Source organism: Pseudooceanicola profundus (assembly GCF_054919315.1).
The window spans coordinates 3,570,089-3,595,307 of the sequence record NZ_CM142898.1; the positions used below are offsets into that span (position 1 = coordinate 3,570,089).

Genomic DNA, 25,219 nt, shown 5'->3' on the forward strand with positions numbered 1-25,219 from the left:
GCTCAGACGGGCGGTAGCCGGGGACGCGTTCCCCGGCTATGAAGTTCCCGAAGAGGCCATTTCAAGGCCCGCACTCGACACTCCGAGGAGACATCCGAATGAACATTGATCCATCCACCCTGCTGACCCTGATCGCCGTGGCCGTGGGGGCCGGTATCGTGGGCGGCGTGCTGGCGGGCCTGCTGGGCGTCGGCGGCGGCATCGTCATCGTGCCCGCGCTCTACTTCGCGCTTTCGCTGACGGGGATGGAGCCGGGCCTCGTGATGCAGGTGGCCGTGGGGACCTCGCTGACCACGATCATCTTCACCTCGCTCTCCTCGGCCTCGGGGCACTACAAGAAGGGCGCGGTGGACTTCGCGCTGCTGAAGCTCTGGGCCCCCTCGATCCTCGTGGGCGTCTTCCTCGGCTCGGCCGCGGGCGGTCTGATCGACGGGCGGATCCTGATGGGTGTCTTTGCCGTGGTCGCTGCCGTGGTGGCGCTGAACATGGTCTTCGGCAAGAAGAAGACCGAGGTCGAGCCCAAGGGCTTCTCCAAGCCGGTCTGGGCCGGTTTCGGTGTCTTCGCCGGCGCGATTTCCTCGATGATGGGGATCGGGGGCGGGACGGTCTGCGTGCCGCTGCTGAACATCCTCGGCTACGACATCCGCAAGGCGGTGGGGACCTCGGCGGCCATCGGTCTGGTGATCGGCCTGCCGGGCGCAATCATGTACATGATCACCGGTTTCGGGGTCGAGGGGCTGCCGCCGTTCTCGCTGGGCTACGTGAACCTCGTGGCGGCAGCGGTGATCATCCCGCTGACCGTGGTCTTTGCCCGTGTCGGGGTTGCGATTGCCCATTCCATCCCGCAGCGGGTGCTGCAACTGGCCTTCGGCCTGTTCCTCGGCCTGACGGCGGTGCGCATGGCGCTGGACCTCTACCACTCGCTCTGAGCGGTTTGGCTGACGTGAAGGGGGCGGGGGTGTCATGCGACGCCCCCGCCTTTTTCCTGTCCGCGTGGGTCTTGCGCCTGAACGGCACCCCTCGATATGTCCCGCCCGGCCGAGAGGCCGGGCAGCGCCGACCCGCCCCCATGGGGCGGCGCTTGCGCGCCACCCCGCGGGTCGGCACTGCCCGGCGCGAAAGATGGAGAGGGGCGGGGCGTCGCGTTGGGCAATAAAGGCGGCACTCTTCCACGGGGCGCGTCACCCGTGGGCCGGCACTGCCGGTGGAGATAGATCAACCGACCGGGCAGGGCCGACCACGCCCGATCCCCCAAATCCCCCGGAAACTTCCCGCTTTCCGCCGCTCCCTTTGTTGACGCGGGCGGGCGGCGTGATAAACCCCTGCCACCAGTTCCAGGAGCCACCATGAACCTCTTTTCCGATATCCGGACCGTCGTGATCTCTGCCCTCGAGACGATGATGGCCGAGGGCCGACTGCCCGAGGGGCTCGACCTCGCCAATGTCGCGGTGGAACCGCCGCGCGATGCCGCCCATGGCGACATGGCGACCAACGCGGCCATGGTGCTGGCCAAGCCCGCCAAGATGAAGCCGCGCGACATCGCGGAGGACCTCGCCGCACGGCTGCTGGCCGATGACCGCATCGCCACCGCCGAAGTGGCCGGCCCCGGCTTCCTGAACCTGCGCCTCGCGCCCGCCGTCTGGCAGGGCCTCGTGGGCCTCGTGCTCAGGGACGGTGCGGCCTTCGGCAAGTCCGACCTCGGGCAGGGCAAGAAGATCAACGTCGAATACGTCTCGGCCAACCCGACCGGGCCGCTCCACGTGGGCCACACCCGGGGCGCGGTCTTCGGCGATGCGCTCGCCTCCCTGCTGGATTACGCGGGCTACGACGTGACCCGCGAATACTACATCAACGACGGCGGCGCACAGGTCGACGTGCTGGCCCGCTCGGTCTACCTGCGCTACCTCGAAGCCCACGGGCAGGAGGTCACCTTTGCCGACGGCACCTATCCCGGTGACTACCTGATCGAGGTCGGCGAGGCCCTGAAGGCCAAGGTCGGCGAGGCCTACATCGGCCAGCCCGAGGAGGTCTGGCTCGAGGAAGTGCGCGAGTTCGCCACCGAGCGGATGATGGACCTGATCCGCGAGGACCTGAGGGTGCTCGGCGTCGAGATGGACGTCTTCTACTCCGAGAAATCTCTCTATGGCACCGGCCGGATCGAGGCCGCGCTGGAGACCCTCGAACAGAAGGGCCTGATCTACGAGGGCGTGCTGGAGCCGCCGAAGGGCAAGGTCCCCGAGGATTGGGAACCGCGCGAGCAGACGCTCTTCAAATCCACCGAACACGGCGATGACGTGGACCGGCCGGTCAAGAAATCCGACGGCGCCTGGACCTACTTCGCGCCCGATATCGCCTATCACTACGACAAGATCTCCCGCGGGTTCGACGCGCTGATCGACGTCTTCGGCGCCGACCACGGCGGCTACGTCAAGCGGATGAAGGCGGCGGTCTCGGCACTCTCCGATGGCAAGGTCTCGGTCGATATCAAGCTGTGCCAGCTGGTGAAGCTCTTCAAGAACGGCGAGCCCTTCAAGATGTCCAAGCGGGCAGGGACCTTCATTACCCTGCGCGACGTGGTCGACCAGGTGGGCCCGGACGTGACCCGCTTCGTCATGCTGACCCGCAAGAACGACGCGCCGCTCGACTTCGACTTCGACAAGGTGCTGGAGCAGTCCAAGGATAACCCGGTCTTCTACGTGCAATACGCCCATGCCCGGGTCTGCTCGGTGCTGCGCAAGGCCGTCGAGGCGGGGATCGCCGTCGATGACGCCACGCTGGCGGGCGCCGACCTGTCGCTGCTCGACCACGAGGCCGAGATCGCGGTGGCCAAGAAGATCGCCGAATGGCCGCGTCTGGTCGAGATCGCCGCACGCACCAACGAGCCGCACCGGGTGGCCTTCTACCTCTATGAACTGGCGGGCGATCTGCACGGCCTGTGGAACCGCGGCAACGACGACATGTCGCTGCGTTTCCTTCAGGAGGACAACCCGGCAGCATCGCAGGCGAAAATCGCCCTAGCGCGAGCCGTGACCGTTGTTATTTCCGCAGGCCTTGGTATTCTTGGCGTGACCCCGGCGGAAGAGATGCGTTAACAAACCGCGCCTCCGTCGGTCGAGCAGTTCGGACAGCCGGGACCAACCCGGGCACGAAGGTGAGGCACATGGCGGAGTATCAGGCGGACGGGGCTTACGAGGCCCCGCGTGGCGTTTCTGTACAGACGATGGTGAACTGGATGGGCGCAGCCGCGTCCGTCGCCCTGGTGGCCGGGATCGGCTACTGGGGATACAAGATGGTCATGCGGGATGTTTCCGGCGTGCCGGTCGTGAAGGCCATGGAGGGCGAGATGCGCATCGCCCCCGAGGATCCGGGCGGGCAACCCGCCGCGCACCAGGGCCTCGCGGTGAATGCCATTGCCGCCGACGGCGTGGCCGAGGAGACCGCGGACACGCTGCATCTGGCGCCCAAGGCGATGACCCTGCGGGCCGAGGACGTGCCCACCGGCGCGATCCCCTCCGAGGAGACCCGCGCCCTCGTTGCCTCCAGCGAGCCCAAGCCCGACGCCAACCGCATGGCCTCGATCCAGGCGCTGGCCGACCGGCTGGCGCAGGGCGCCGCGCCGCTGTCGGGCTTTGCCGCTGACGAGAGCACCGCGCCGGACGCTGCCGCCACCGGGGAGGCCGGCATCGCCGAAGAGGACCTGCCCGCCGACATGACGGCGCAGGAAGAGGGCGAGCCGCAGGTGCAGGATGACGCCGTCGACCTTGCCGCCGTCGCCCAGGGCATCGTCGAGGAGACCCAGGCCGGCATCGAGGAGGTGGTCGCACAGTCCGCCGCCCAGACCCCGGAAGAGAAGGCCCTTGCCCTCGCGCTTGCCACCGCCGCCGCGGAGCAGACGCTGGAGGAAGAGGAAAAGCTGATGAACGCCCCGCAGGAGGGGGCCGTGGTGCATTCGCTGCGTCCCAAGACCCGCCCGCTGAAGCTGGCCTCGGTCATGGCGACGGCCACGCCCACGCTGGCCTCGGTCGAGACCGGGCAGGTGGCGGAGGCCGCGACGCCCGCAGTGGGCGGCCTCGACGTGTCGGCGACGGATGTGCCCGCGGGCACCCGTCTTGCACAACTCGGCGCCTTCGAAAGCGCCGAGGTGGCCCGCTCCGAGTGGGATCGCCTGAACGGGCGGTTCAGCGAGTTTCTCGACGGCAAGCAGCGCGTGATCCAGCGCGCCCAGTCCGGCGGGCGGACCTTCTACCGCCTGCGCGCCATGGGCTTCGAGGACCTCGCCGATGCGCGCCGTTTCTGCGCGGCCTTCGTGGCCGAGAAATCCGACTGTATCCCGGTGGTGTCCAAGTGAGCAATTTCGGCGCAACGATCCTCGACGCGGAGGGTCTCCGCCTGACCGAGCCCGAGAAGCGGTTCTTCCGCGACGTGCGGCCCTTCGGCTTCATTCTCTTTGCGCGCAACATCGACACGCCGGACCAGGTCCGCGCCCTGACCGACGAGATCCGGCAGGCAGTGGGCCATGACGCGCCGATCATGATCGACCAGGAGGGCGGGCGCGTGCAGCGCCTGCGCGCGCCGCACTGGCGCGAGTGGCTGCCGCCGCTCGACTTCGTGGAGCGCGCGGGCGAGAACGCCGACAGCGCCATGCTGCTGCGCTACCGGATCATCGCCGCCGAGCTGCGCGCCCTTGGCATCGACGCCAACTGCGCCCCCATGGTTGACGTGGCCCGGGCCGAGACCCACGACTTCCTTCGCAACCGCTGCTACGGCGACACGCCTGACCGGGTGGCCGACCTGGGCCGCGCCGCGGCCGAGGGGCTGTTGCAGGGCGGCGTGCTGCCGGTGGTCAAACATATCCCCGGCCATGGCCGCGCGATGGCCGACAGCCATTTCGACCTGCCCCACGTGACCGTGCCGCTCGATGAACTCGACAGCGTCGATTTCGCGCCCTTCCGGGAACTCCGCGACCTTCCGATGGGGATGACCGCCCACATTGTCTATGACGCAATCGACGACCGCCCGGCGACGCTGTCGCCCGACGTGATCGGGGTGATCCGTGGCCAGATCGGCTTCGACAACCTGCTGATGACCGACGACATCTCGATGAAGGCGCTCTCGGGCACGCTGCCGGATATCACCCGCGACAGCCTCAACGCGGGCTGTGACGTGGTGCTTCTGTGCAATGCCACGCTGGCCGACCGGGCGCGGGTGGCTGGTGCCGCCGGAGAGATGACGCCGATGGCGCAGCTCAGGGCCGAGCGGGCGCTCGCCGCGCGCAAGACACCGGCTGAGGTTGACATTGCGGCGCTGGACGCGAAGCTGGACAAGCTTTTTGCCACGTCCGGGGCCTGACATCGCCTGATGACCACTGCCTGATGACCACTGAATGACCGAACGGGATCTCTTCGAGGACGACGAGAACCGCTCCGTTGCCGAACGCCTGGCAGCGGAGGCGCTGATCGTCGACGTGGACGGGTTCGAGGGACCGCTCGACCTGCTGCTGACCCTTGCCCGGACGCAGAAGGTGGACCTGATGAAGATCTCGGTCCTGCAACTGGCGCGTCAGTACCTCGCCTTCGTGGAGGAGGCCAAGCGCCTGCGGATCGAACTGGCGGCGGATTACCTCGTCATGGCGGCCTGGCTGGCCTTCCTGAAATCGCGCCTGCTGCTGCCGCCCGACCCCGAGGAAGAGGGGCCGTCGGGCGAGGAACTGGCCGCGCACCTTGCCTTCCAGCTGGAACGGCTCTCGGCCATGCGCGAGGCCGCCGCGCAGCTGATGGCGCGCGACCAGCTGGGGCGGGATTTCTTTGCCCGGGGCCAGATCGAACAGGTCGAGCGGGTCCGGAAGGTGAAATACACCGCCACGCTGCTGGACCTGATGCAGGCCTATGCCCGCATCCGCACCAAGGACGATTTCCGCCCCTTCGTGATGGACCGCGACAACGTCTTTACCATGGAACAGGCGCTCGACCGGATGCGCGGCATGATCGGCTTCGCCGGGGCCTGGACCGATATTTCCTCCTACATGCCCATGGGCTGGGACAAGGACCCGATGCGCCGTCGCTCGGCCACTGCCGCGACCTTCGCCGCCTCGCTGGAACTGGTGAAGGAGGGCAAGGCCTTCATCCGCCAGTCCGAGACCTTCGCGCCCATCCAGCTGCGCCGCAGGGACAAAGACAATGAGTGACGAGACCGACAACCTGCCCGGCCCCCTCGTGGAGGAGACGCAGGACACGCTCTTCGAGGCCCCGCCGATGGCGGAGCAGGAGCGGATGGTGGAGGCAATCCTCTTCGCCTCGGCCGAGCCTGTGACCGTGGCCGACCTGAACGCCCGGCTGCCGCATGGCTGCGACGGGGCGACCGCCGTGGAACTGGTGCGCCGCCGCTACGAGGGCCGGGGCGTCCACGTGGTGCGCGTGGGCGAGGCCTGGGCCATGCGCACGGCTGCCGATCTCGCCTTCCTGATGCAGAAAGAGACCGTGGAGATGCGCAAGCTCTCCCGCGCGGCGATCGAGACGCTGGCGATCATCGCCTACCACCAGCCGGTGACCCGGGCCGAGATCGAGGAGATCCGCGGCGTCTCCGTCTCGCGCGGGACGGTGGATCAACTGCTCGACATGGAGTGGATCCGCTTCGGCCGGCGCAAGATGACCCCGGGGCGGCCCGTGACCTTCGTGGTGACGCCGCATTTCCTCGACCATTTCGGGCTGGAGAACGCCCGCGACCTGCCGGGCCTGAAGGAGCTGCGCGCCGCGGGCCTGCTCGACAACCGGCCGCCGCCGGGGCTGCACCTCGTCGAGGACGATCCCGAGGACGACGACGGCGAACAGGGCGAGATGTTCGAGGAGTAGGGCCTGCGCGCGCCGGTGCATCGGGCGCGCGGATCTGGTAGTCTTGCGGCAGAGCAGAAGGGACACCCCAGATGAATACCGAAGGACTGATCCGCATGTTGCTGCGCCGTTTCGGCTTTGGCGCAGTCAACAAGGGCATCCGCAAGATGGGCCAAGGCGGTCCGCAGACGGACGGGCGGAAAAGCGGGCAGGGCGAGCCGATGACCCCCGCGCAGCGCAGGCAGAAGCAGCAGGCCCGTCAGGCCGCGAAACGCGCCCGTCAGGCGGCGCGGCTCACCCGGCGCCTGGGGAAATTCTGAAGCTTCTGAGAGGCACCAGCACCTCGACCAGGCAGAGCGCAAGCGCCGTGGCCGAGACCACGGTGCAGCCCATCATGCCGAAGGCATCGTAGACCGGGCGGTAGAGCGCGATGGCGATGCTCACCGCGAGGTAGGTCACGGCAGAGTTCAGCCCCATGATCGCGCCCCTCTGGCGCGGCTCCAGCGCGGCCAGCCGGGAGACGACGTAGTTCAGCCCGAGGTGCTGGATCACGCCCCAGACCAGACCGAAGAGCGCCATGGGCCATATCCCGCCCGAGAGCGCGCCCAGCATCAGGTAGGTCAGCGACAGCAGGCCGAAGACCCAGAGCCCGGCCATCCGCGCCGACATCCGGTCGATCCAGGGATCGGCAAAGACAGACAGGCCGAAGCCCACGCCATAGCCCAGCACCACCCAGCCGGTGCCCGTGGCCCCCAGCCCAAGGTGATCCGCCACATGGGCGCCGAGGAAGCCGAAGGTGCCGTAGAAGCCGAACATCAGCAGCCCGGCGGAGAGCAGCCCGCGCGGCACGCCCTCGACCCGCAGCGCGGTGAGAGGCGAGGTCCGCGAGACGGCCACGCGCGGGACCGAGAGGTCGCTGCGCAGCATCGCCACCAGCAGCACCGCCATGCAGCTGGCCAGCACCGCGTAGACCGTCCGCCAGCCCGCCGCCCCCGCGAGGAAGCCCGAGCCCGCGACGCCTGCCACCAGGGCCAGCGTCCAGCCCGTCAGCACGAGGCCGGTGGAGCGTTTCTCCTCGCCCGGCGGGCCGACCTGCGGGGCCAGCGAGTAGATCGCCGGCAGCGCCATGCCCGCGCCGATCCCGCCGATCGCCTGCGCCACGGCCAGCACCAGCAGGCTGGGCGCGAGCATCGAGGTGACAAGCGCCACCAGCAGCAGGGTGACCGCCTGTTTCAGGGCCTTGTCCGGGCCGATCATGTCCGCGCGCGGGGCCAGCAGCAGCGCCGACAAGGCGGTCGAGAGCCCGAAGGCCGCCACGGCACGGGTGATGTCCGCCGGCGCTCCGCCGAGGTCGGCTGCGACCGCTGCGGTGATCGGGGCGAGAACCATGGAACTGCCGCCCACGACGCCGATGGCACCGGTGAGCAGGGCAAGCTTGCGGGGGATCATGCGGGGAACTCCTGTTGCCGCGCGACACTACAGCGGAGGCAGGCAGAGGCAAGAGGGGGCGGGTCTCTCCCGGGGACAAGAGCGGGAATGCGGCTTGCGGTTGCGGAGGGCGCAACGAGCCTGTTCCCGGCAGGAGGCAGGAGGCAGGAGGCAGGAGGCAGGAGGCAGGAGGCAGGAGGCAGGAGGCAGGAGGCAGGAGGCAGGAGGCAGGAGGCAGGAGGCAGGAGGCAGGAGGCAGGAGGCAGGAGGCAGGAGGCAGGAGGCAGGAGGCAGGAGGCAGGAGGCAGGAGGCAGGAGGCAGGAGGCAGGAGGCAGGAGGCAGGAGGCAGGAGGCAGGAGGCAGGAGGCAGGAGGCAGGAGGCAGGAGGCAAGGTGCCCCGGGGGCGCGATTTCCGTCTTGGCGACCCGGCGGGCGAGGGATACTCAGGAGGCATGCGAGTGCCCCTTGTCCTGTTCTGCGCCGCCGTTGCGGTTGCCCTTGCCGCCGTCACCCAGCCGTCGATGGCGGATTTCCTCATCCCCGCCCTGGCGGCCGCGCTTGCGGCGCTGGTGCTGCTGGTCGCGGCGCTCCGCGACAGGCTGCGGCGGCGCCCGGTGCTGGTGGATGGCTCCAACGTCATGCACTGGCGCAAGGGCGCGCCGAGTGTCGAGACGCTGCGCGCCGTGCTGGGGCTGCTGCGGCGGCAGGGCTACCGGCCGGGCATCGTCTTCGACGCCAACGCGGGCTACAAGCTGGCCGATCGCTACATGGACGATCGCGAAATGGCCAAGGTGCTGGGGCTGCCCGCGAACCGTGTCCTCGTGGTGCCGCGGGGCGAGCCCGCCGATCCCACCCTGCTGCGCGCCGCGCGGGACATGGGCGCCCCGGTGGTGAGCAACGACCGGTTCCGGGACTGGGCACAGGCCCATCCGGAGGTGAGCGAACCGGGCGCCCTGATCCGCGGCGGCTTTCGCGATGGCAAGCCCTGGCTGGAACCGCGCCAGTAGGCCCGGCGGCTTGTCATGACGCGGTGCGATCAAGGATTAAGTCCGCGAAAACAGGAGGCTGCCGGGCTTGGCTCATGTGATCTGGATGCGGCCCGGCGTCTGAGCAGCCGCCAGCTCGAGCCACGAGTTGGGTCGCGGGTTGAGCCACACGCGCGCTGCCCTGTGACGGCGGCGGTATCGGCCCCCGGCGTCAGTGCCGTCGGCGTCCCAGTCTCACCCCTCGCAAGAACGTCCGGGGCGTCTCTCTTGACGGCCTACGCGACGGCTCTCGCGACAGCCCATCCATCAACTCATGTGGAGGCTCATCTGGCGGCACCAGCAACGGCGCCTGCACCGGCTCTCGTGGACGCGGGGAGCCCGCTCAGGCGCTCTTGAAATGCTTCGCCAGCTTCAGCCCCTGGCCCTGGTAGTTCGAGGCGATCTCGCGGCCGTAGAGCGTTTCCGGGCGTTCGCCCATGCGCTCGTAGACCAGGCGGCCCACGGTCTGCCCGTGTTCGAGGACGAAGGGCGCCTCGTGGCAGCGCACCTCCAGCACCCCGCGCGAGCCGGTGCCCCCGGCGCCGTCATAGCCGAAGCCGGGATCGAAGAAGCCCGCGTAATGCACCCGGAACTCGCCCACCATGGCAAGGAAGGGCGCCATCTCGGCGGCGTAATCGGGCGGAATGCAGACTGCTTCCCGGCTCACGAGGATGTAGAAGGCCCCGGGATCGAGGATGATCTGGCCGTCGCGGCTGTGGAGCTCCTCCCAGTACTCGGCGGGGTCATAGTGGCCGATCCGGTCGAGGTCGATGATCCCGGTGTGCGGCTTGGCGCGGTAGCCCACCAGCGTGCCCTCTGCCGGCTCCAGATCGACCGAGAAGCCGAGGCCCTCGCCGATCACCGGGGGCGTGTCCACGAGCGGCGTCTCGGCGTGGAGCGCGCGCAGTTCGGCATCGGTGAGGATCGACTGGCCCTGCCGGAAGCGGATCTGGTTGAGCCGCATGCCCGGACGCACGAGGACCGAGAAGCTGCGCGGGCAGATCTCGGCGTAGAGTGGCCCGGTGTAGCCGGCGGGGATGCGGTCGAACTCTGTCCCGCCATCGGTGATCGTGCGGGTCAGCAGGTCGAGCCGCCCGGTGGAGCTCTTCGCATTGGCGACGGCCTGCATGTCGTCGGGCAGGTCGAGGGATTCGAGCAGCGGCACCACGTAGACGCAGCCCTTCTCCAGCACCGCGCCCTGGGTCAGGTCGACCTGGTGCATCTCGAACTCCGCCAGACGCTCGGCCACGGTGCGGCCTTCGCCTGCGAGGAAGGAGGCGCGCACCCGCCAGGCCCGCGTGCCGAGGCGCAGATCGAGGCTCGCCGGCTGCACCTGTTCGGGCAGCACCGCGGGTTCGGCGCTGATCTGGCCGGTCTCGATCATGGCGCGGATACGCTGGCTGGCGCAGATCCCTGTCATCGCTGTCCCCTTGCTCGGGCCCTTTTGTTCTGGCCCCTTGGTCTGGAGGGCGAGACTAGAGCGCAGGGGCGGGAAAGAAAAGATCGCGCCGCCCGCCGTCGGGACGGAAAATTCTTCGAAGAGTTTTCCCAGGAATTTCTGAAAATTCTTGGTTGCCGGACGGAGACGTGTCGTGAGGAAGAGAGTGGGATCCCGGTGTCGGACGCCACCCCGGAGGGTGGCATCCCTTGCGGGATGTACCGTCGGTCATTTCGCGATATTCGTGAAATGGTCGGGCTAGCAGGACTCGAACCTGCGACCTTCCGTCCCCCAGACGGACGCGCTACCAGGCTGCGCTATAGCCCGACGGTGCGCGCTTAATATCCGATCTGACGGTGGGAGCAAGAGGGGATCGCGACTTTTTTCGCCCGCATCGCCCGGCTGTCCCTAGGTCACCCGCGCAGACGAAAACGGGGCGCCGCGCGCCCCGTTCCGGTCCCCTTGGGACGCCTTGGCGAACGGCCTTATTGTGTTGGGCTTTCGGCGAATTGCGCCAGCCGCGCCGCCAGCGGGCGGATATGGGCGAGGTCCTGCGCCGAGAAGCCGGTGCGCCGCTCGCTGATCCGGCTGAGCAGGCCGGGCGCTGCCACCAGCTCGGAATCGGCCGGGTCGGGCGGCGTCGTGACGGAGGTCGCGCGGGGGCCGGGCGTGGGCGTCACGGGCTCCTGCGTCATCGCGAAGAGCGAAGGCCGCGGGGCGGGCGGTGCGCGGTGCGCAAAGATATCGGTGGGCGCCTGCGCCTCGTCCTCCTCGGGCTCGGCCTCGATGAAGGGCGCTTCCTCGATCTCCCCGGAGTGCGCCGGGTCCTCGTAGATGGCCTCGATGAAGGGGGCGGCCTCGATCTCGTCCTCCTCCGCGAAGGCGGCGGGGGCGATCTCATCGCCTGTCTCGTCGCCTGCCTCGGAGGCAGGGGGCTCGGGCGTGAAGGCCGGGTCCGGGGCGGCGGGCGAGAGAGCCTCGACCGGATCGCCGAAGGGCAGGGCGGGCGTGTCATCCTCGCCCTCGTCGACGGTCTCGCCGGTTGCGGCGGTGACCTCCTCGGAGGCGGTGTCCGGTGCGGCGGTGTCTTCGGGCGCGGGCTCCTGAAGGGCGCTCGCCTCGACGGGCTCCCCGGCAGGAGGCTGCGACTCAGCGGTCGGCTCTTCCGGGGAGGTAGCGTCGATGGATGCTTCGGCCGCAGTCTCGTCGGCCACAGTCTCGTCGACCACAGTCTCTTCCGCCGTGGTCTCTTCAGCGACGGGCGTTTCGACCGGCGCTGCCTCGGCCGCGGGGGCGTCGGGCTCGGCCTCGGTCGCTTCGGTGGAGGCCTCGTCGGGCTGCGCGACCGGTGCGGGGCGCGCGGCGACCGGGAAGGTGACGACTTCGGCTTCCTTGGGCGGCGTGATCGCATTGGCCTCTTCGACCTCCGAGTCGCCGTCCAGCGGCGGGGCGAGGCCCGCCACATGGCCCACGCCCTTCTCGCGCAGGAGCTTCTGCACGCCCTTGATGGTCATGCCATCCTCGTGCAGCAGCCGCTTGATCCCGCCAAGCAACAGCATGTCCGCGGGGCGGTAGTAGCGCCGCCCCCCGGCCCGTTTCACGGGTTTCACCTGGGTGAACTTGCTTTCCCAGAACCGCAGAACATGTGCCGGCGTGTCGAGCCAGTCGGCCACCTCGCTGATGGTGCGGAACGCGTCTGCGGACTTGCTCATTGCCTCAGGCCTTGTTGCCCGCGGCGACGCGCTCTTTCATCAGGTGGGAGGGCCGGAAGCTCAGCACCCGGCGCGGATTGATCGGCACTTCTTCACCGGTCTTCGGATTGCGGCCGACGCGGGCGGCCTTGGACCGGACCGAGAAGGTCCCGAAGGAGGAGATTTTCACCTGCTCCCCGTCCACCAGCGCGTCCGACATGTGCTGCAGCACCGATTCAACGAGCTGTGCAGATTCGTTGCGGGAAAGGCCCACCTCGCGGAAGACGGCCTCACTCAAATCCATACGCGTCAGCGTCTTGTCACTCATCCCTGTCCCCTCTTGGCTGCGTTAAGCATAGGGGGTGCGATTTTTCCGAGTCAATATCAACCACTTGGATGGGTGAATTAAAGAGCCTCGGCAGGACACCGCCTTACCAGCGCAGGATCACCGATCCCCAGGCCAAGCCACCGCCGATCGCCTCCATCAGGAGGACCTGACCGGGCTTGATCCGGCCCTCGGCGACGGCCACCGACAGCGCCAGCGGGATCGAGGCGGCCGAGGTGTTGCCGTGGTCCTGTACCGTGACCACAACCTGTTCCATCGGCAGGCCCAGTTTCTTGGCCGTGCCCTGGATGATCCGGATGTTCGCCTGATGCGGAACGATCCAGTCCAGCTCCTCGGCGGGCATATTGATCTTGGCCAGCGAGGCCTCGGCCGTGGCGGCCAGCTTGCCGACCGCCTGGCGGAAGAGCGGGTTGCCCTGCATCCGCAGCTTGCCCGACTCACCCGTGGTGGAGACGCCGCCATCGACGTAGAGCATGTCGCGGTAGTTGCCGTCCGAGTTCAGGTCGGCGGCGAGGATCCCGCGGTCGTCATTGGTGCCGCCGCCATCCCGGCCTTCAAGGACGAGCGCGCCTGCGCCATCGCCGAAGAGAACGCAGGTCGAACGGTCGGTCCAGTCCATGATCCGGCTGAAGGTCTCGGCCCCGATCACGAGGATGCGGTTGGCCTGACCGGAGACGATCATCGCGTTGGCGGTTGAGAGCGCATAGACGAAGCCCGCGCAGACCGCCTGCACGTCGAAGCCGAAGCCCCGCGTCATGCCGAGCCCCTGCTGCACCATGGTGGCGACGGAGGGGAAGGTGAGGTCGGGCGTCGAGGTGGCCACGATCACCGCGTCCATGTCGCTGGCGGCAAGGCCGGCCTGCGCAAGCGCCGCGGTCGCGGCCTTGATGGCCATGTCCGAGGTGGTCTCGCCTTCGGCGGCGAAGTGGCGTCTCTCGATCCCGGTCCGGGCCTGAATCCATTCGTCCGACGTATCCAGCGTCTTCTCGAATTCGGCATTGGGAACGATCCGCTCGGGCAGGTAATGGCCCACACCAAGGGCCACGGCGCGCATCGTCATTGTCTTATTCTCCCTCAGCTCGCCCGGTATCCTGCGGCGGCTGTACGGCACTTGCAACCCGGGCGGCGAGCTTGTCGGTAAAACCTTGCTGAGCCAGTTGGAAGGCCAGCTTGATGGCGGCCGAGACACCCATGGCGTCGGCCGACCCGTGGGACTTCACCACCGTCCCGTTCAGTCCGAGGAACACCCCGCCGTTCACCCGCCGCGGATCGATCCGCTTCTGCAGGCGCCGCAGCGAGGTCATGGCCAGAAGGGCCGCGACCTTGGACAGGGGGGAATACTGGAAGGCTTCCTTCAACAGGTCCCCGATGAGTTTCGCGGTGCCTTCGCCGGTCTTCAGCGCAACGTTCCCGGTGAAACCGTCGGTGACGATCACGTCACAGACATCGCCCGGAATGTCGCCGCCTTCGACGAAGCCCACGAAATCGAAATGCGCTTCCTCCGCCTGCGAGGCGATCAGGTCATGGGCGAGTTTCAGCTCGGCCCGGCCCTTGTGCTCCTCGGTGCCCACGTTCAGCAAGCCGATGCGCGGACGCTCGAGGTGCATGCCGTTGCGGGCATAGGAGGCGCCCATCAGCGCGTATTGCAGGAGGTCCTGTTCGTCGGCGCGGATGTCTGCGCCCACGTCCAGCATCACGTTGAAGCCCTGCGGGTTGCGCGACGGCCAGAGCACGGCGATGGCAGGGCGGTTGACGCCCGGCAGCTTGCGCAGCCGCACCATCGACAGCGCCATCAGCGCACCGGTGTTTCCGCAGGACACGGCGACGGTGGCTTCGCCGTTGCGCACGGCGTCCAGCGTCGACCACATGGAGGTGCCCTTGCCGTGACGCATCACGTGGCTGGGCTTGTCGTCCATGGTCACGACGCCGCCGGCGTCGCGGATCTCGATCCGGTCCCGCAGCCACTTGCGGCGCCCGATGAGCTTCTCGAGCTCGTCCTCGGGGCCGTGCAGCAGAAAGCGGATATCCGGATTCTTCTTGGCAGAGCGCGCGATGCCGGCAACGACTGCCGCCGGCCCACGGTCACCGCCCATGGCATCGATGGAAAGCACGTAGGATGCGCCGGCCTTGCTGCCGGCGGCATCCACCGCGGAACCCGTCGTGTCTGGAGCTGCGCTCATGCGATTGCCGCCCGGGCGTTCTTTCAGGCGGCGTCGTCTTCCAGATCGATTTCGTCGGCCTGAGCCACGACTTCACGATCGGCATAGTGGCCGCAGGCGCCGCAGACGTGGTGCGGACGCTTCAGCTCACCACAGTTGGAGCATTCGTTGGGGTTGCCGGCGACAAGCGCGTCATGGGCGCGGCGGTTGTTGCGGCGCGACTTGGAAACTTTGTTCTGTTGGACAGCCATGTCACAACCTCTGTTTGATGGGCCGCGGCCCGGTTTCGTTTTCGGTGCGGAGCCGACGGGCAGGGCCCGGATCGGATCCGCAGAATGGGTGAGGGGCTCTTAGTCTGCCCAAGGCCCCGGCTTCAACCCAAAATTCGGATGAGGGCGCGAAAATACGTCTATTTCCGAAAACCGCAAGCGATTCGTCGCCGGTCTTCCGGGGACGTGTCGCCGCGGCTGCGCCTTGCAGCAAAGGGCCCTGCGCGTCCCGGCGCCGGCTGCGCGGGCCCGATCGCGCGTCGCCTCTCACTCCTCGGGTTTTTCCAGCTTTGCCTTGAGGGCCGCCAGACCGGCAAAGGGTTTCGTCTCCTCGTCGGTCATCGCCTGCTTGCCGGGCTCGGTGAACTGCGCCTCTTCGATCTCGGCGCCTTCGGCGCGGGGGTAGAGCGGCAGCGCAAGCGCGAGCGCCTCGGCCAGGACGACGCCCGGGTCGATCACCTCTCCGAGAGGTTCCACGGAATCATCTTCGGGCATTTCCATCTCGTCGATCTCGGGCGCGGCTTCGAGGGTGGGGTCGTAGCGGCGCACCACCTCCTCCTCGATGCGGGTGGTCACCGGGGCCAGGGTCACGATGCAGGGCTGCACCACGGTGGCGCCCAGCTTGCCCTTCAGACGCCAGCGGCGCTTGCCCTCGGCCTTCACCTCGCCGGTGAAGCTGACCTTGCGCAGGTCGCTCAGCTCCAGTTCGGTGGCCAGACGCTCCATCTGCGCGGCATCCGGCCTGATCTCGAATGACGTGGGCCGCGAGGTCGGCAGATCGGCCACGCGCAGCGGCGTGAAGAGAGGGCGGGCGGGGTCGGCGTCGGCCATGGGGCGGCGGTTCCTTCCTTGAACGGGGGGCTTTCCTTCTGTAATGGCAGATAGAAGGCGGAAGACGCCGGAGCAAGAGGGCAGGAATGCTGGGCATGACGAATTGGGCGAAACGGGCCGTGGCCGTACTTCTGGTTATGGCGGCGGCTTCCTGCACGGCACGCTACCGCGACCACGGCTATGTGCCTCTGGACAGTGATCTTTCCCAGATCACCATCGGCAAGGACACCCGCGAGACCGTGACCGAGAAGGTCGGCGCCCCCTCCACCTCAGGCATGCTCGACGGTGGGAATTATTACTACGTGCACAGCCGCGTGCGCCACTTCGCCTATACCGAGCCGGAAGTGGTGGAGCGCGAGGTGGTCCAGGTCGCCTTCGACCAGCGCGGCCTCGTCTCCAACGTCTCGCGCTACGGCCTCGAGGATGGGCGCATCGTGACCCTGTCGCGCCGCGTGACGCTGGATGACGGCAGTGGCAACAACATCATTGCGCAGCTTCTCGGCAACCTCGGCCAGTTCACCGCGAGCGATTTCGCGAACTGATCCCCCATGCCGGGCCTCCGCAAGGGGCAGCGAGAGATCACAAGGCGCGGCGCCGGACAACGGCCCGCGCCTTTTGCGTCTCGGCACGTTGGCCCGGCCGCGTGCCATGACCGCGACAGGGACCGCGACAGGGACCTCCGCGGTCACTTTCCAGCCGGACATATCCCGGACCGGGGCCGCGCCCCGGTGCAGGCTTTCTGTCCGCGAGACCTCCCGCGAAACCATCCCCGCCGGCCGCCCGATCCCTGCATCCGTCACGCCGCTGTCATCCCTTGTATGATAGGTCACGCGCGAATACCCTGACTGCATCGCCCCGGAGGCCTGCCATGCTGTCGCTCATGAAGGGACGTTACCGCGCCCGCTTCGCCGAGACCCCCGATGACATCCTCGCCGCACAGCGGCTGCGGACCCTGTGTTTCCACGGCGACCCGGACAGCCATCCCCTCGATGCCGATGCCTTCGACGCGGTCTGCGCCCATGTGCTGGTCGAGGATCAGCGCGACGGCGCGCTCGTCTGCTGCTTCCGTATCCTGCCGCTGACCGGCGGGGACGAGATCGCGCGCAGCTATTCCGCGCAATACTACGAGCTCTCCGCCCTGAAGGATTTCGAGGGGCCGATGGTCGAGATGGGCCGCTTCTGCATCCACCCCGAGGCCCGCGACGCCGACATCCTGCGGGTGGCCTGGTCCGCGATGACGCGCTACGTGGACGAGAACGGGGTCGAGATGCTCTTCGGCTGTTCCTCCTTCCATGGCACCGATACGGCCGATTACCTCGACGCCTTTGCCATGCTGAAGGAACGCCACCTCGCGCCGAACCGATGGCTGCCGCGGGTCAAGGCGCCCAATGTCTTCCGCTTTGCCCAGAAACTGCGGCGCAAGCCGGACGCGAAACAGGCCATGCTGCGGATGCCGCCGCTCCTGCGGACCTACCTGCTGATGGGGGGATGGGTCAGCGATCACGCGGTGGTCGACAGCCACATGAACACGCTCCACGTCTTCACCGGGCTCGAAATCAAGGCGATCCCGCCCGCGCGCAAGCGCCTGCTGAGGGCCACGGCGGGCTGATCTATCCGCGTTGATCAATCGGGCTGTCCGCGCAGCCTGATCCGTTTGGCGTCCGGGGCGGCCTGATCCGGCAGCGTGCTCGTCCGGGCCGCAGCCGGGCATCCGTCTCTGGCATCGGGTTCTGCCATCGAGGCTCGGCCGGACATGCAAACGCCGCCCCGGGTAGGGGCGGCGCCTTGGAAATCTCTTGTCTGGCTCCGGGGGGCAGACCCGCGGGCGGAGCCTCAGAACGGGATCTCGTCGTCGAGATCGCGCGAGGGCGCGCCGCCGCCGGAACGGCCGCCACCGCCACCGCTGCCACCGTAGCCGCCACCCGAGGGGCCGTCATCGTAGCCGCCGCCGTAATCGCCGCCGCCGCCACCACCGTAGCCGCCGCCCGATCCGCCGCCGAAGCCGCCACCGCCGCCGCCTTCACCGCGGCCGTCGAGCATCACCAGAGTGCCGCCGAAGCCCTGCAGGACGACCTCGGTCGAATAGCGGTCCTGGCCGGACTGGTCCTGCCACTTGCGGGTCTGCAGCTGGCCCTCGATGTAGACCTTGGAGCCCTTGCGCAGGTACTGTTCGGCCACGCGCACGAGACCTTCCTGGAAGATCGCGACCGAGTGCCACTCGGTCCGCTCGCGCCGCTCGCCGGTGTTGCGGTCCTTCCAGTTTTCCGAGGTCGCGATCCGCAGGTTGCAGACCTTGCCCCCGTTCTGGAACGACCGGACCTCCGGGTCGCGGCCCAGATTGCCGATCAGAATGACCTTGTTCACCGATCCCGCCATGAGACCCCCTGTGTCGAATCCGAATTCAATGATCCCGGCGTTAAAGCAGGCACCGCCGCCCGCCGCAACCGCCGCCGTGCGGCAATGGAAGCGCAACACGGTTAATCCAACGTTAGCGGGGCCGGAGCGCCTGAGCAATGCGCCAAGATGCGGCGCGGCGGGCCGGTGGTGTGGCGGCTGAACTGCCCGGGGGCCTGAGGAGAGAGCCGCCGGTGGTGACGGGCCGCGTCGGCCGGCACCGAGCTGCGGGGGAAGCGCCGACCGGGGCTGTGACCGGTCGTGCCCGGTGGCGCCCGTCCCGCGAGGGGCCCGCCGCCGCCGATGGGCCCGAAACGCCCGGAAATCGGCCCTAAACTCCGGTTATAGGCGGGTCGTTCGGCACTCCGGACGGATCGCGCGGCCCGGTGCGGCGGGGCAGATGGGAGGGGCAGGGCGCCAGATGGTCTGGCCCCCCCACATCGGAGAATGAAGATGCTGAAATCCCCAAGGCTGCAATCCCTCTGGAACGCGACCGCCCTCGGCATTGTCACCGTCACCGGTACGCTGGCGCTCTGCCTCGTCACCGCCTCTGCCGCCTTCGCCTCGGGGATGCCCGACGATGCCACCAAGGCCCAGATCACAGAGAAGCTGACCGCGGAGGGCTACGAGGTGCGGCGCATCGACATGGAGGACGGGATGATCGAGGTCTATGCCCTCAAGGACGGCAAGAAGCTCGAACTCTACCTCGACGAGGCACTGAACATCGCCAAGGTCCACGGCGATGACTGACGCGGCCCTCGCGGGTCGCACGGTCCGGAGCGCCCGTAGTGCGCGCCGGGTCTGGGATCCGCTGGTGCGGGTGTTCCACTGGTCCCTGGTCGTGCTCTTCGCCTCGAACGTGCTGATCACCGACCCGGAGAAGGACCTGCACCACCTGATCGGCTACGCGGTCGTGGCCCTCGTGGCGGTGCGGCTGGTCTGGGGGCTGATCGGCTCCCGCCACGCAAGGTTCCGGGACTTCCCGCCCTCGGTCTCCGCAGCGCTCGGCCAGCTGGGCGATATCGCGAAGGGGCGGCGCAGGGTGCACCTCGGGCATACGCCGCTGGGTGCGCTGATGATCTACAACCTGCTGGCCACGATGCTGCTGATCGGGCTGACCGGCTGGATGATGACCACCAACGCCTACTGGGGCGTCAAATGGGTCGAGGAGATGCACGAATTCTTCGTCACCTGGGCCGAGATCTGTGTCGCAGCCCATATTGCCGCCGTGATCTGGGAAAGCCGCCGGACCGGTGTTAACCTGCCACGAGCCATGGTGACGGGGGTTAAGATGATAGAGCCGCGCGATCTGCCGCAGTCCGGACAGCCGAAATCCGGCAAGCCGACCTCCGGACACGCCTCCGAATGAGCGAGGTCAAACCGACGAAGAACAGCCTGGCGCTTGCCTGGCTGATCCTCGTTCAGGCGCTCTGCACCACCTTCTTCATCGCCGATGCCATCGCGGACACGATCGACGAGGGGCGGAGCATCCTGACCGATCCGGGCCAGATCATCGAGGGGCTGGCGGCGCTCTCGCTGCTGTTTGCCCTCGGGGTCGAGATGCGGGTGCTGATGATCCTGCTGCGGCGCCAGAAGGACCTCGAACGCACCCGCACCGTGGCGCAGGGCGCGCTGCACGAGGTGATCCAGGCCTATTTCGAGGACTGGGCCCTGACGCCCTCCGAGGCGGACGTGGCGGGGCTCACGCTCAAGGGGCTCTCCATCGCCGAGGTGGCGGAAATCCGCGGGTCGGCGGAGGGCACGGTGAAGGCGCATCTCAACGCGATCTACCGCAAGGCCGGTGTGCAGGGGCGCAACGGGCTGATGTCGCTGCTGATCGAAGACCTGATGGGGGCGCCACTGGTGCCGCATGAGACACCGGAGGATGCGGGGGCGACCCTGCGGACGGGGGGTGGCAATTCACGCTCCGCCGGATAGAATGCCGGCCAACAAGAGACATCTGAACGGACGGGACAATGCAGAGATACCTCGGGGTAGCCCTTGGCGCCGTGCTGGCGCTTGCCCAACCGGTGAGTGCGGACGTGTTGTCGTCCAAGTCGCGCGTGAAGCTCTTCAAGTCCCAGACCTCGATCCTCGACGGGCGGGCCTCGCAGCAATACAACAACTCGGTCCGGCTGCAGCCGCAGGCCGTGGTGGTGCCCTCCAAGTTTCCGATCAAGCCCTTCGCGGGCAAGTACACCGGCCCCTACCTCGACGTGGCCCGCTCGGCCGCCAAGCGGCACGGCATTCCCGAGGATCTCTTCCTGCGCCTCGTGCAGCAGGAGAGCGGCTGGAACATCCACGCCAAGAGCCACAAGGGTGCCCTCGGCCTCGCGCAGCTGATGCCGGACACGGCGCGGCACCTCGCCGTCGATCCCATGGACCCGGAACAGAACCTCGAAGGCGGCGCGCGCTACCTTGCGCGGCAGTACCGTGATTTCGGCAACTGGCGGCTGGCACTGGCGGCCTACAATGCCGGGCCGGAAGCGGTGCGCAAGTACGGCGACATCCCGCCCTACAAGGAAACCCAGAACTACGTGAAGGTGATCTGGGGCCACTGAGCCCCGGAGGCTATCTCGGACGCAATCCCGGTTCAGGGGCCCGGATCATGGGCCCTGATCACGAGGTGGGCGTCCTGACCGAACCCTCGCCCGCAGGTTGCGGGGCGGGGCAATCCGCGATCGGCGGAATTCGACCGATGCCCGGACGGGTTCTTTTCGTCCCGATGGAACCGATACGGGCGGCTAACGTTCTCTCCCCACAAGCGAAACAGATGCGGCACCGCGCTGCCACCGACCCCGGAAGAGGGGTCGGGCGCGTGCCAGGAAAGGACGTAAACATGTTGAAACGGACCCTGATCGCCCTTGGTATGGCCACTGCCGTGGCTGCTCCCGTCTATGCGCTCGACAACCCGCAGGTGAGCAGCGTCGATGTCGCCGCCGGCGCCGAGCTGGACGGAAACGCGTCGCTGGGCCAGTTCCCGACCCTGAGCGACGACCTGTCGAAAACCATCACCGCCGCGCTCAACGACCAGCCGGTCGGCGTCGAGCCGGGTTACAAGGTTCAGGTCGAGTTGACCGAACTCGACATCAGCCCGAACCCCACGGAATCCTTCGTCGAAGGCTTCAACAAGCTGGCCGGCACCGTCACCGTGATGGACCCGGGCGGCGAGGGCGCCATCGGGGCCTTCCCGATCGAGATCAACGCCCAGTCGATTCTGCCGGCGCCCGGCACGCTGACCGTGGCCCCCTCGGACGAGGAACTCTACACAGCCATGCTGGTGGGCTTCGCCGAGGCGACCGAGAACGGCATGGACAGCATGTCCGACGCGACGACCGACGCGAACGACCGCTGACACATACGACGTCCCCGGGACGGTTCTCCCCAGGACCGTCCCTGTCTCACCCCCCGAGACGCAGCCCCCCCGGTGCCCCAAGCGCCGGGGGTGTCTGTTTGTGCAGCGGTCTCGTGGCTGGCCCCCGGGGATCAGCCGGCGAGATCAGCCTTGGGACTCAGTCTGCCGCCTGCCGCAGCACCGGCGACATGCCCTCCAGCACCTCCGGGTCGAGATGACAGCGGATCTGATGCGCGCCGAATCGGCGCATCTCGGGCAGGTCTGTCGCGCAGCGGTCGCCCGCGACCTGCGCCTTCCAGCGGCAACGGGTCTGGAACGGGCAGCCCGGCGGCGGATTGGTGGCCGAGGGCAGCTCCCCCTCCAGCACGATTCGCTCCTTCTCGACCGAGGTATCGGCAATGGGCACCGCCGAGAGCAGCGCCTCGGTATAGGGGTGGTAGGGCGGCGCGAAGACCTGCTCCACCGTCCCCAGTTCGACCACGTGGCCGAGGTACATGACCAGCACCCGATCCGCGAGGTAGCGCACCAGCGACAGGTCGTGGGAGATGAAGATCAGCGTCGTCTTCTCGCGCTTCTGGATCTCCATCAGCAGGTCGGTCACCGCCGCCTGAACCGAGACATCCAGCGCCGAGACCGGCTCATCCGCCACCACGATCCGTGCGCCGCCCGCAAAGGCCCGCGCGATGCCCACCCGCTGCTTCTGCCCGCCCGACAGCTGGCGCGGCATCCGCTCGGCGAAATCGCGCGGCAGCTTTACGAGGTCGAGCAGCGTCAGCATCCGTTCGCGCCGCTCCGCATCCGAGGCGCCATAGCCGAACAATTCCAACGCGCGGGTGATCTGGCGCCCCACGGGGATCGAGGGGTTGAGCGTGTCGAAGGGGTTCTGGAACACCATCTGCAGATCGCTCAGCAGGCCGCCGTCCCGCGCGGCCACTGGCAGGTCCTGGATTTCCCGCCCATCGAGCAGGATGCGCCCCTCGGTCGCCGTCTCCAGCCCCATGAGCATCTTGGCCAGCGTGGATTTCCCGCAGCCGGATTCCCCCACGATCGCCAGTGTCTCGCTCTCGCGGGCGTCAAACGTGAGCGCCTCGTTGGCCTTCACCACCTGCGTCGCGCCCCCGAAGAGCGCATTGGCCCCGGTCTCGTAATACTTCTTCAGCTGCTCGACGCTGAGGACGACCTTGCCGGGCGTTCGGGCCTCCGTTTCGGCCTCGGCCTCCGGAACGGCCGTCCAGTCGATCTCCTGCGTGCGCAGGCAGCGGGTGGCATGGCCGGGGCGGACATCCTGCATCGGGATCGCCTGCGCATCGCAGCGCCCGGCCTCGAAGTAGCTGCACCGCGGGCCGAAGTTGCAGCCCGGCGGGCGCTGGTGGGGCAGGGGAAAGTTGCCGGGGATCGCCTGCAGCGGGCGGGCCGTCTTGTCGGCCCCGGGCAGCGGGATCGCGCGGAAGAGCGCCTGCGTGTAGGGATGGCGCATGGTGTCGAAGACCTCGGCCACGGTGCCGGTCTCGACCGCCTCGCCGGAATACATCACGCAGATCCGGTCGCAGGTCTCCAGCACCAGCCCGAGGTTGTGCGAGATGAAGAGCATCGCCGTGCCGTACTTGCGCCCCAGATCGCGGATCAGCTCCACGATGGCCGCCTCGACGGTGACGTCGAGCGCGGTGGTCGGCTCGTCGAGGATCAGCAGCGCGGGTTTCGACATCAAGGCCATGGCGATGACGATGCGCTGCTGCTGCCCGCCGGAGAGCTGGTGCGGATAGCTGTCGAGGATGCGCGCCGGATCGGGCAGCTTCACGTCGTCCAGCATCTGGAGCGCGCGGGCGCGGGCCTCCTCGGCCGTCACGTCCTCGTGGATCATCGGCACTTCCATCAACTGGCGGCCCACCTTCATGGCAGGGTTCAGCGAGGCCATCGGCTCCTGGTAGATCATCGCGATCTCGTTGCCGCGGATGCGGCGCAGCTCGGCCTCCGACATCTCGGCCATGTCGCGGCCCTTGAAGCGGATCGTGCCGCCCGCGATGCGCCCGTTGCGGCCCAGATCGCGCATGACGCCAAGCGCCACGGTGGACTTGCCGCAGCCGCTTTCGCCCACGAGGCCCATGGCCTCGCCCGGTTGGACCGAGACGGAGAAGTCCATCACCGCCGGGATCTCGGCCCGGCGGGTGTCGAAGGAGATCGAGAGGTTGTCGATGGCGAGGATGGGCTCTTGTGTCATGGCCTCAGTCCTTCAGGCTTTCTTCGCGCAACCCGTCGGCCAGCAGGTTCAGGCCGAGGACGAGCGAGAGCAGCGCCACGGCGGGCGCGATGGCGGGATGGGGGAAGATCGACAGCAGTTTGCGGCCCGCGTTGATCGTGGTGCCCCAGTCGGGGCTGTCCGGCGGCAGGCCGAGGCCGAAGAACCCCAGCGTGCCCAGAAGGATCGTCGTGTAGCCGATGCGCAGGCAGAAATCGACGATCAGCGGCCCGCGCGCATTGGGCAGGATCTCCCACAGCATGATGTACCACGGGCCTTCGCCCCGGGTCTGGGCGGCGGCGACGTAATCGCGGGTCTTGAGGTCCAGCGTCAGGCCGCGCGTGAGGCGGAAGACCGTGGGCGCGTTCACGAAGATGACCGAGACGAAGACCACGAGGATGCCGCCCGGCACATCGAAGAGGTCGTGCGTAGCGGGCAGGAGGTCGAGCGCCGACCCCTCCGCCGAGATCAGCGAGAGATAGGCCCAGCCGAGCGGCAGCAGCACCACGGCCAGCAGCATCCAGCGGCGGCGCGGATTGGTCCGGGCACGGGCGTTGATCAGCAGGCCGAGGAAGACGAGCGGCAGCAAGAAGAGCCCGGCAGAGAGATAGGCGGGCAGGCCGCTCTCCACGATCTCGGGGGTGACGAGGAGGTAGAAGAGCAGGATCACCGGGAAGGCGAGGATCAGGTTCGCCGCGAAGGTCAGGACGCTGTCCAGCCGCCCGCCGAAGTAGCCCGCCGGCAGCCCCAGCGTGATCCCTGCCATGAAGGCAAAGAGCGTGGCCAGCGGCGCGATCTGCACCACGATCCACGATCCCGCCACCATGCGCGAGAAGACATCGCGCGCCAGCCCGTCGCCACCCAGCAGATAATAGGGATAATCCCCATCCTCGGCCCCGCGCAGGGGCGTGCCGGGAACCTTGTTCTTCATGCCGGATACGGCGGTCAGCGGGTCATGGGTGGCGATCCAGTCGAAGAGCCCGGCGGCAAGCGCGGTATAGACCCAGAAGAGCGTCAGGAAGAGCCCGATCAGGCCAATGCGATTGTCGAAGAGTTTACCGTAAAGGCCCAATCTTGAACGATAAACCCACGACAGGCCAAAGGTCGCGGCAAGGGCGATCCAGACCGGCAGGAACTGCAACAGGATGCGGGCGGCGATGGCGCCCCAGCTCAGCGGTTCCATGCGGTGGCCTCCGGTTTGGCAGCGTGCGGGGCGGGT

At 68.1% G+C, this 25,219-nt stretch carries 26 protein-coding genes and 1 tRNA gene; 15 read left to right on the forward strand and 12 right to left on the reverse strand.

Translation table 11 applies throughout. The features are described 5' to 3' along the window. Positions 1–98 precede the first annotated feature (98 nt). The 7 genes from ACX9MO_RS16385 (at position 99) to ACX9MO_RS16415 (ending at position 7,147) form a co-directional block, all read left to right on the forward strand. The gene (locus ACX9MO_RS16385; RefSeq protein ID WP_222489673.1) at positions 99–929 is read left to right on the forward strand and encodes a sulfite exporter TauE/SafE family protein; all 831 of its coding nucleotides are present in this window, start codon (positions 99–101) and stop codon (positions 927–929) included. A gap of 417 nt (positions 930–1,346) precedes the next feature. After that, on the forward strand, positions 1,347–3,092 hold the full coding sequence (argS, locus tag ACX9MO_RS16390; protein ID WP_462212614.1) for an arginine--tRNA ligase: 1,746 nt from the start codon (positions 1,347–1,349) through the stop codon (positions 3,090–3,092). Between the two features lie 68 nt (positions 3,093–3,160). Continuing rightward, complete coding sequence (locus tag ACX9MO_RS16395; RefSeq protein WP_462212615.1) at positions 3,161–4,348, forward strand: SPOR domain-containing protein; 1,188 nt, start codon at positions 3,161–3,163, stop codon at positions 4,346–4,348. Beyond that, the gene (nagZ, locus tag ACX9MO_RS16400; protein ID WP_462212616.1) at positions 4,345–5,349 is read left to right on the forward strand and encodes a beta-N-acetylhexosaminidase; all 1,005 of its coding nucleotides are present in this window, start codon (positions 4,345–4,347) and stop codon (positions 5,347–5,349) included. The genes ACX9MO_RS16395 and nagZ overlap by 4 nt, the downstream gene beginning before the upstream one ends. Before the next feature lie 34 nt (positions 5,350–5,383). Beyond that, a complete protein-coding gene (locus ACX9MO_RS16405; protein ID WP_222489676.1) occupies positions 5,384–6,184 on the forward strand; it encodes a segregation and condensation protein A in 801 nt (266 codons plus the stop codon). After that, positions 6,177–6,848, forward strand: coding sequence for an SMC-Scp complex subunit ScpB (gene scpB, locus ACX9MO_RS16410; RefSeq protein WP_222489677.1), 672 nt, complete (start codon positions 6,177–6,179; stop codon positions 6,846–6,848). Before ACX9MO_RS16405 ends, scpB begins: the two co-directional genes overlap by 8 nt. A 71-nt stretch (positions 6,849–6,919) precedes the next feature. Continuing rightward, the gene (locus tag ACX9MO_RS16415) at positions 6,920–7,147 is read left to right on the forward strand and encodes a hypothetical protein (RefSeq protein ID WP_462212617.1); all 228 of its coding nucleotides are present in this window, start codon (positions 6,920–6,922) and stop codon (positions 7,145–7,147) included. On the opposite strand, the gene ACX9MO_RS16420 is transcribed toward ACX9MO_RS16415, so the two are convergent. Next, positions 7,122–8,276 carry an MFS transporter gene (locus tag ACX9MO_RS16420; RefSeq protein WP_462212618.1) on the reverse strand — a complete coding sequence of 385 codons (1,155 nt, stop codon included), beginning with the start codon at positions 8,274–8,276 and terminating at the stop codon, positions 7,122–7,124. The two genes, ACX9MO_RS16415 and ACX9MO_RS16420, sit on opposite strands and share 26 nt — an antisense overlap. 432 nt (positions 8,277–8,708) lie before the next feature. On the opposite strand from ACX9MO_RS16420, the gene ACX9MO_RS16425 reads away from it, so the two are divergent. Continuing rightward, complete coding sequence (locus tag ACX9MO_RS16425; RefSeq protein ID WP_462212619.1) at positions 8,709–9,263, forward strand: NYN domain-containing protein; 555 nt, start codon at positions 8,709–8,711, stop codon at positions 9,261–9,263. 361 nt (positions 9,264–9,624) lie between these two features. On the opposite strand, the gene ACX9MO_RS16430 is transcribed toward ACX9MO_RS16425, so the two are convergent. The 8 genes from ACX9MO_RS16430 to ACX9MO_RS16465 form a co-directional block, all read right to left on the reverse strand. Beyond that, entirely contained in the window at positions 9,625–10,701 is a 1,077-nt protein-coding gene (locus ACX9MO_RS16430) for a 2'-deoxycytidine 5'-triphosphate deaminase (protein ID WP_462212620.1), read from the reverse strand. 268 nt (positions 10,702–10,969) lie between these two features. After that, a tRNA-Pro gene (locus ACX9MO_RS16435) sits at positions 10,970–11,046 on the reverse strand. A 158-nt stretch (positions 11,047–11,204) separates the two neighbouring features. Next, positions 11,205–12,431 (reverse strand): MerR family transcriptional regulator, encoded by a 1,227-nt coding sequence (locus tag ACX9MO_RS16440; RefSeq protein ID WP_462212621.1) that lies wholly within the window; start codon positions 12,429–12,431, stop codon positions 11,205–11,207. A gap of 4 nt (positions 12,432–12,435) precedes the next feature. Next, positions 12,436–12,738: an integration host factor subunit alpha gene (gene ihfA / locus ACX9MO_RS16445; protein WP_222489683.1), complete on the reverse strand. Its 303-nt coding sequence runs from the start codon at positions 12,736–12,738 to the stop codon at positions 12,436–12,438. Positions 12,739–12,841: 103 nt separating this feature from the next. Further along, positions 12,842–13,816, reverse strand: coding sequence for a beta-ketoacyl-ACP synthase III (locus ACX9MO_RS16450; RefSeq protein WP_462212622.1), 975 nt, complete (start codon positions 13,814–13,816; stop codon positions 12,842–12,844). A 4-nt stretch (positions 13,817–13,820) separates the two neighbouring features. After that, complete coding sequence (gene plsX / locus ACX9MO_RS16455) at positions 13,821–14,849, reverse strand: phosphate acyltransferase PlsX (protein WP_462214466.1); 1,029 nt, start codon at positions 14,847–14,849, stop codon at positions 13,821–13,823. A gap of 110 nt (positions 14,850–14,959) precedes the next feature. Next, on the reverse strand, positions 14,960–15,166 hold the full coding sequence (rpmF, locus tag ACX9MO_RS16460; RefSeq protein WP_222489686.1) for a 50S ribosomal protein L32: 207 nt from the start codon (positions 15,164–15,166) through the stop codon (positions 14,960–14,962). 285 nt (positions 15,167–15,451) lie between these two features. Then, entirely contained in the window at positions 15,452–16,015 is a 564-nt protein-coding gene (locus ACX9MO_RS16465) for a YceD family protein (protein ID WP_222489687.1), read from the reverse strand. Between the two features lie 86 nt (positions 16,016–16,101). On the opposite strand from ACX9MO_RS16465, the gene bamE reads away from it, so the two are divergent. After that, a complete protein-coding gene (gene bamE, locus ACX9MO_RS16470) occupies positions 16,102–16,557 on the forward strand; it encodes an outer membrane protein assembly factor BamE domain-containing protein (protein WP_222489688.1) in 456 nt (151 codons plus the stop codon). Positions 16,558–16,883: 326 nt separating this feature from the next. Further along, the gene (locus tag ACX9MO_RS16475; protein ID WP_222489689.1) at positions 16,884–17,624 is read left to right on the forward strand and encodes a GNAT family N-acetyltransferase; all 741 of its coding nucleotides are present in this window, start codon (positions 16,884–16,886) and stop codon (positions 17,622–17,624) included. A 224-nt stretch (positions 17,625–17,848) separates the two neighbouring features. Here ACX9MO_RS16475 and ssb read toward each other — a convergent pair whose 3' ends face one another. Then, positions 17,849–18,391 carry a single-stranded DNA-binding protein gene (gene ssb, locus ACX9MO_RS16480; RefSeq protein ID WP_462212623.1) on the reverse strand — a complete coding sequence of 181 codons (543 nt, stop codon included), beginning with the start codon at positions 18,389–18,391 and terminating at the stop codon, positions 17,849–17,851. 471 nt (positions 18,392–18,862) lie between these two features. On the opposite strand from ssb, the gene ACX9MO_RS16485 reads away from it, so the two are divergent. From ACX9MO_RS16485 to ACX9MO_RS16505, 5 genes are all read left to right on the forward strand, one after another. Then, on the forward strand, positions 18,863–19,159 hold the full coding sequence (locus ACX9MO_RS16485) for a PepSY domain-containing protein (protein WP_222489691.1): 297 nt from the start codon (positions 18,863–18,865) through the stop codon (positions 19,157–19,159). Beyond that, positions 19,152–19,778 (forward strand): cytochrome b/b6 domain-containing protein, encoded by a 627-nt coding sequence (locus ACX9MO_RS16490; protein ID WP_462212624.1) that lies wholly within the window; start codon positions 19,152–19,154, stop codon positions 19,776–19,778. Before ACX9MO_RS16485 ends, ACX9MO_RS16490 begins: the two co-directional genes overlap by 8 nt. Further along, positions 19,775–20,347: a helix-turn-helix transcriptional regulator gene (locus ACX9MO_RS16495; RefSeq protein WP_462212625.1), complete on the forward strand. Its 573-nt coding sequence runs from the start codon at positions 19,775–19,777 to the stop codon at positions 20,345–20,347. Before ACX9MO_RS16490 ends, ACX9MO_RS16495 begins: the two co-directional genes overlap by 4 nt. A 38-nt stretch (positions 20,348–20,385) precedes the next feature. Beyond that, positions 20,386–20,970 (forward strand): lytic transglycosylase domain-containing protein, encoded by a 585-nt coding sequence (locus ACX9MO_RS16500; RefSeq protein ID WP_222489694.1) that lies wholly within the window; start codon positions 20,386–20,388, stop codon positions 20,968–20,970. Positions 20,971–21,248: 278 nt separating this feature from the next. Further along, positions 21,249–21,764: a hypothetical protein gene (locus tag ACX9MO_RS16505; RefSeq protein ID WP_222489695.1), complete on the forward strand. Its 516-nt coding sequence runs from the start codon at positions 21,249–21,251 to the stop codon at positions 21,762–21,764. Between the two features lie 157 nt (positions 21,765–21,921). Here ACX9MO_RS16505 and ACX9MO_RS16510 read toward each other — a convergent pair whose 3' ends face one another. Together ACX9MO_RS16510 and ACX9MO_RS16515 are read right to left on the reverse strand one after the other, a co-directional pair. Beyond that, positions 21,922–23,982, reverse strand: coding sequence for a dipeptide ABC transporter ATP-binding protein (locus ACX9MO_RS16510; RefSeq protein ID WP_462212626.1), 2,061 nt, complete (start codon positions 23,980–23,982; stop codon positions 21,922–21,924). Between the two features lie 4 nt (positions 23,983–23,986). Next, a complete protein-coding gene (locus ACX9MO_RS16515; RefSeq protein WP_462212627.1) occupies positions 23,987–25,183 on the reverse strand; it encodes an ABC transporter permease in 1,197 nt (398 codons plus the stop codon). Positions 25,184–25,219 lie beyond the last annotated feature (36 nt).

Bases quoted from the DNA above. Each gene is read 5' to 3' on its own strand.
- ACX9MO_RS16385 (WP_222489673.1), top strand. From the start codon at position 99: ATGAACATTGATCCATCCACCCTGCTGACCCTGATCGCCGTGGCCGTG.
- argS (WP_462212614.1), top strand. From the start codon at position 1,347: ATGAACCTCTTTTCCGATATCCGGACCGTCGTGATCTCTGCCCTCGAG.
- ACX9MO_RS16395 (WP_462212615.1), top strand. From the start codon at position 3,161: ATGGCGGAGTATCAGGCGGACGGGGCTTACGAGGCCCCGCGTGGCGTT.
- ACX9MO_RS16405 (WP_222489676.1), top strand. From the start codon at position 5,384: ATGACCGAACGGGATCTCTTCGAGGACGACGAGAACCGCTCCGTTGCC.
- scpB (WP_222489677.1), top strand. From the start codon at position 6,177: ATGAGTGACGAGACCGACAACCTGCCCGGCCCCCTCGTGGAGGAGACG.
- ACX9MO_RS16415 (WP_462212617.1), top strand. From the start codon at position 6,920: ATGAATACCGAAGGACTGATCCGCATGTTGCTGCGCCGTTTCGGCTTT.
- ACX9MO_RS16420 (WP_462212618.1), bottom strand. From the start codon at position 8,276: ATGATCCCCCGCAAGCTTGCCCTGCTCACCGGTGCCATCGGCGTCGTG.
- ACX9MO_RS16425 (WP_462212619.1), top strand. From the start codon at position 8,709: ATGCGAGTGCCCCTTGTCCTGTTCTGCGCCGCCGTTGCGGTTGCCCTT.
- ACX9MO_RS16430 (WP_462212620.1), bottom strand. From the start codon at position 10,701: ATGACAGGGATCTGCGCCAGCCAGCGTATCCGCGCCATGATCGAGACC.
- ACX9MO_RS16440 (WP_462212621.1), bottom strand. From the start codon at position 12,431: ATGAGCAAGTCCGCAGACGCGTTCCGCACCATCAGCGAGGTGGCCGAC.
- ihfA (WP_222489683.1), bottom strand. From the start codon at position 12,738: ATGAGTGACAAGACGCTGACGCGTATGGATTTGAGTGAGGCCGTCTTC.
- ACX9MO_RS16450 (WP_462212622.1), bottom strand. From the start codon at position 13,816: ATGACGATGCGCGCCGTGGCCCTTGGTGTGGGCCATTACCTGCCCGAG.
- plsX (WP_462214466.1), bottom strand. From the start codon at position 14,849: ATGGGCGGTGACCGTGGGCCGGCGGCAGTCGTTGCCGGCATCGCGCGC.
- rpmF (WP_222489686.1), bottom strand. From the start codon at position 15,166: ATGGCTGTCCAACAGAACAAAGTTTCCAAGTCGCGCCGCAACAACCGC.
- ACX9MO_RS16465 (WP_222489687.1), bottom strand. From the start codon at position 16,015: ATGGCCGACGCCGACCCCGCCCGCCCTCTCTTCACGCCGCTGCGCGTG.
- bamE (WP_222489688.1), top strand. From the start codon at position 16,102: ATGCTGGGCATGACGAATTGGGCGAAACGGGCCGTGGCCGTACTTCTG.
- ACX9MO_RS16475 (WP_222489689.1), top strand. From the start codon at position 16,884: ATGCTGTCGCTCATGAAGGGACGTTACCGCGCCCGCTTCGCCGAGACC.
- ssb (WP_462212623.1), bottom strand. From the start codon at position 18,391: ATGGCGGGATCGGTGAACAAGGTCATTCTGATCGGCAATCTGGGCCGC.
- ACX9MO_RS16485 (WP_222489691.1), top strand. From the start codon at position 18,863: ATGCTGAAATCCCCAAGGCTGCAATCCCTCTGGAACGCGACCGCCCTC.
- ACX9MO_RS16490 (WP_462212624.1), top strand. From the start codon at position 19,152: ATGACTGACGCGGCCCTCGCGGGTCGCACGGTCCGGAGCGCCCGTAGT.
- ACX9MO_RS16495 (WP_462212625.1), top strand. From the start codon at position 19,775: ATGAGCGAGGTCAAACCGACGAAGAACAGCCTGGCGCTTGCCTGGCTG.
- ACX9MO_RS16500 (WP_222489694.1), top strand. From the start codon at position 20,386: ATGCAGAGATACCTCGGGGTAGCCCTTGGCGCCGTGCTGGCGCTTGCC.
- ACX9MO_RS16505 (WP_222489695.1), top strand. From the start codon at position 21,249: ATGTTGAAACGGACCCTGATCGCCCTTGGTATGGCCACTGCCGTGGCT.
- ACX9MO_RS16510 (WP_462212626.1), bottom strand. From the start codon at position 23,982: ATGACACAAGAGCCCATCCTCGCCATCGACAACCTCTCGATCTCCTTC.
- ACX9MO_RS16515 (WP_462212627.1), bottom strand. From the start codon at position 25,183: ATGGAACCGCTGAGCTGGGGCGCCATCGCCGCCCGCATCCTGTTGCAG.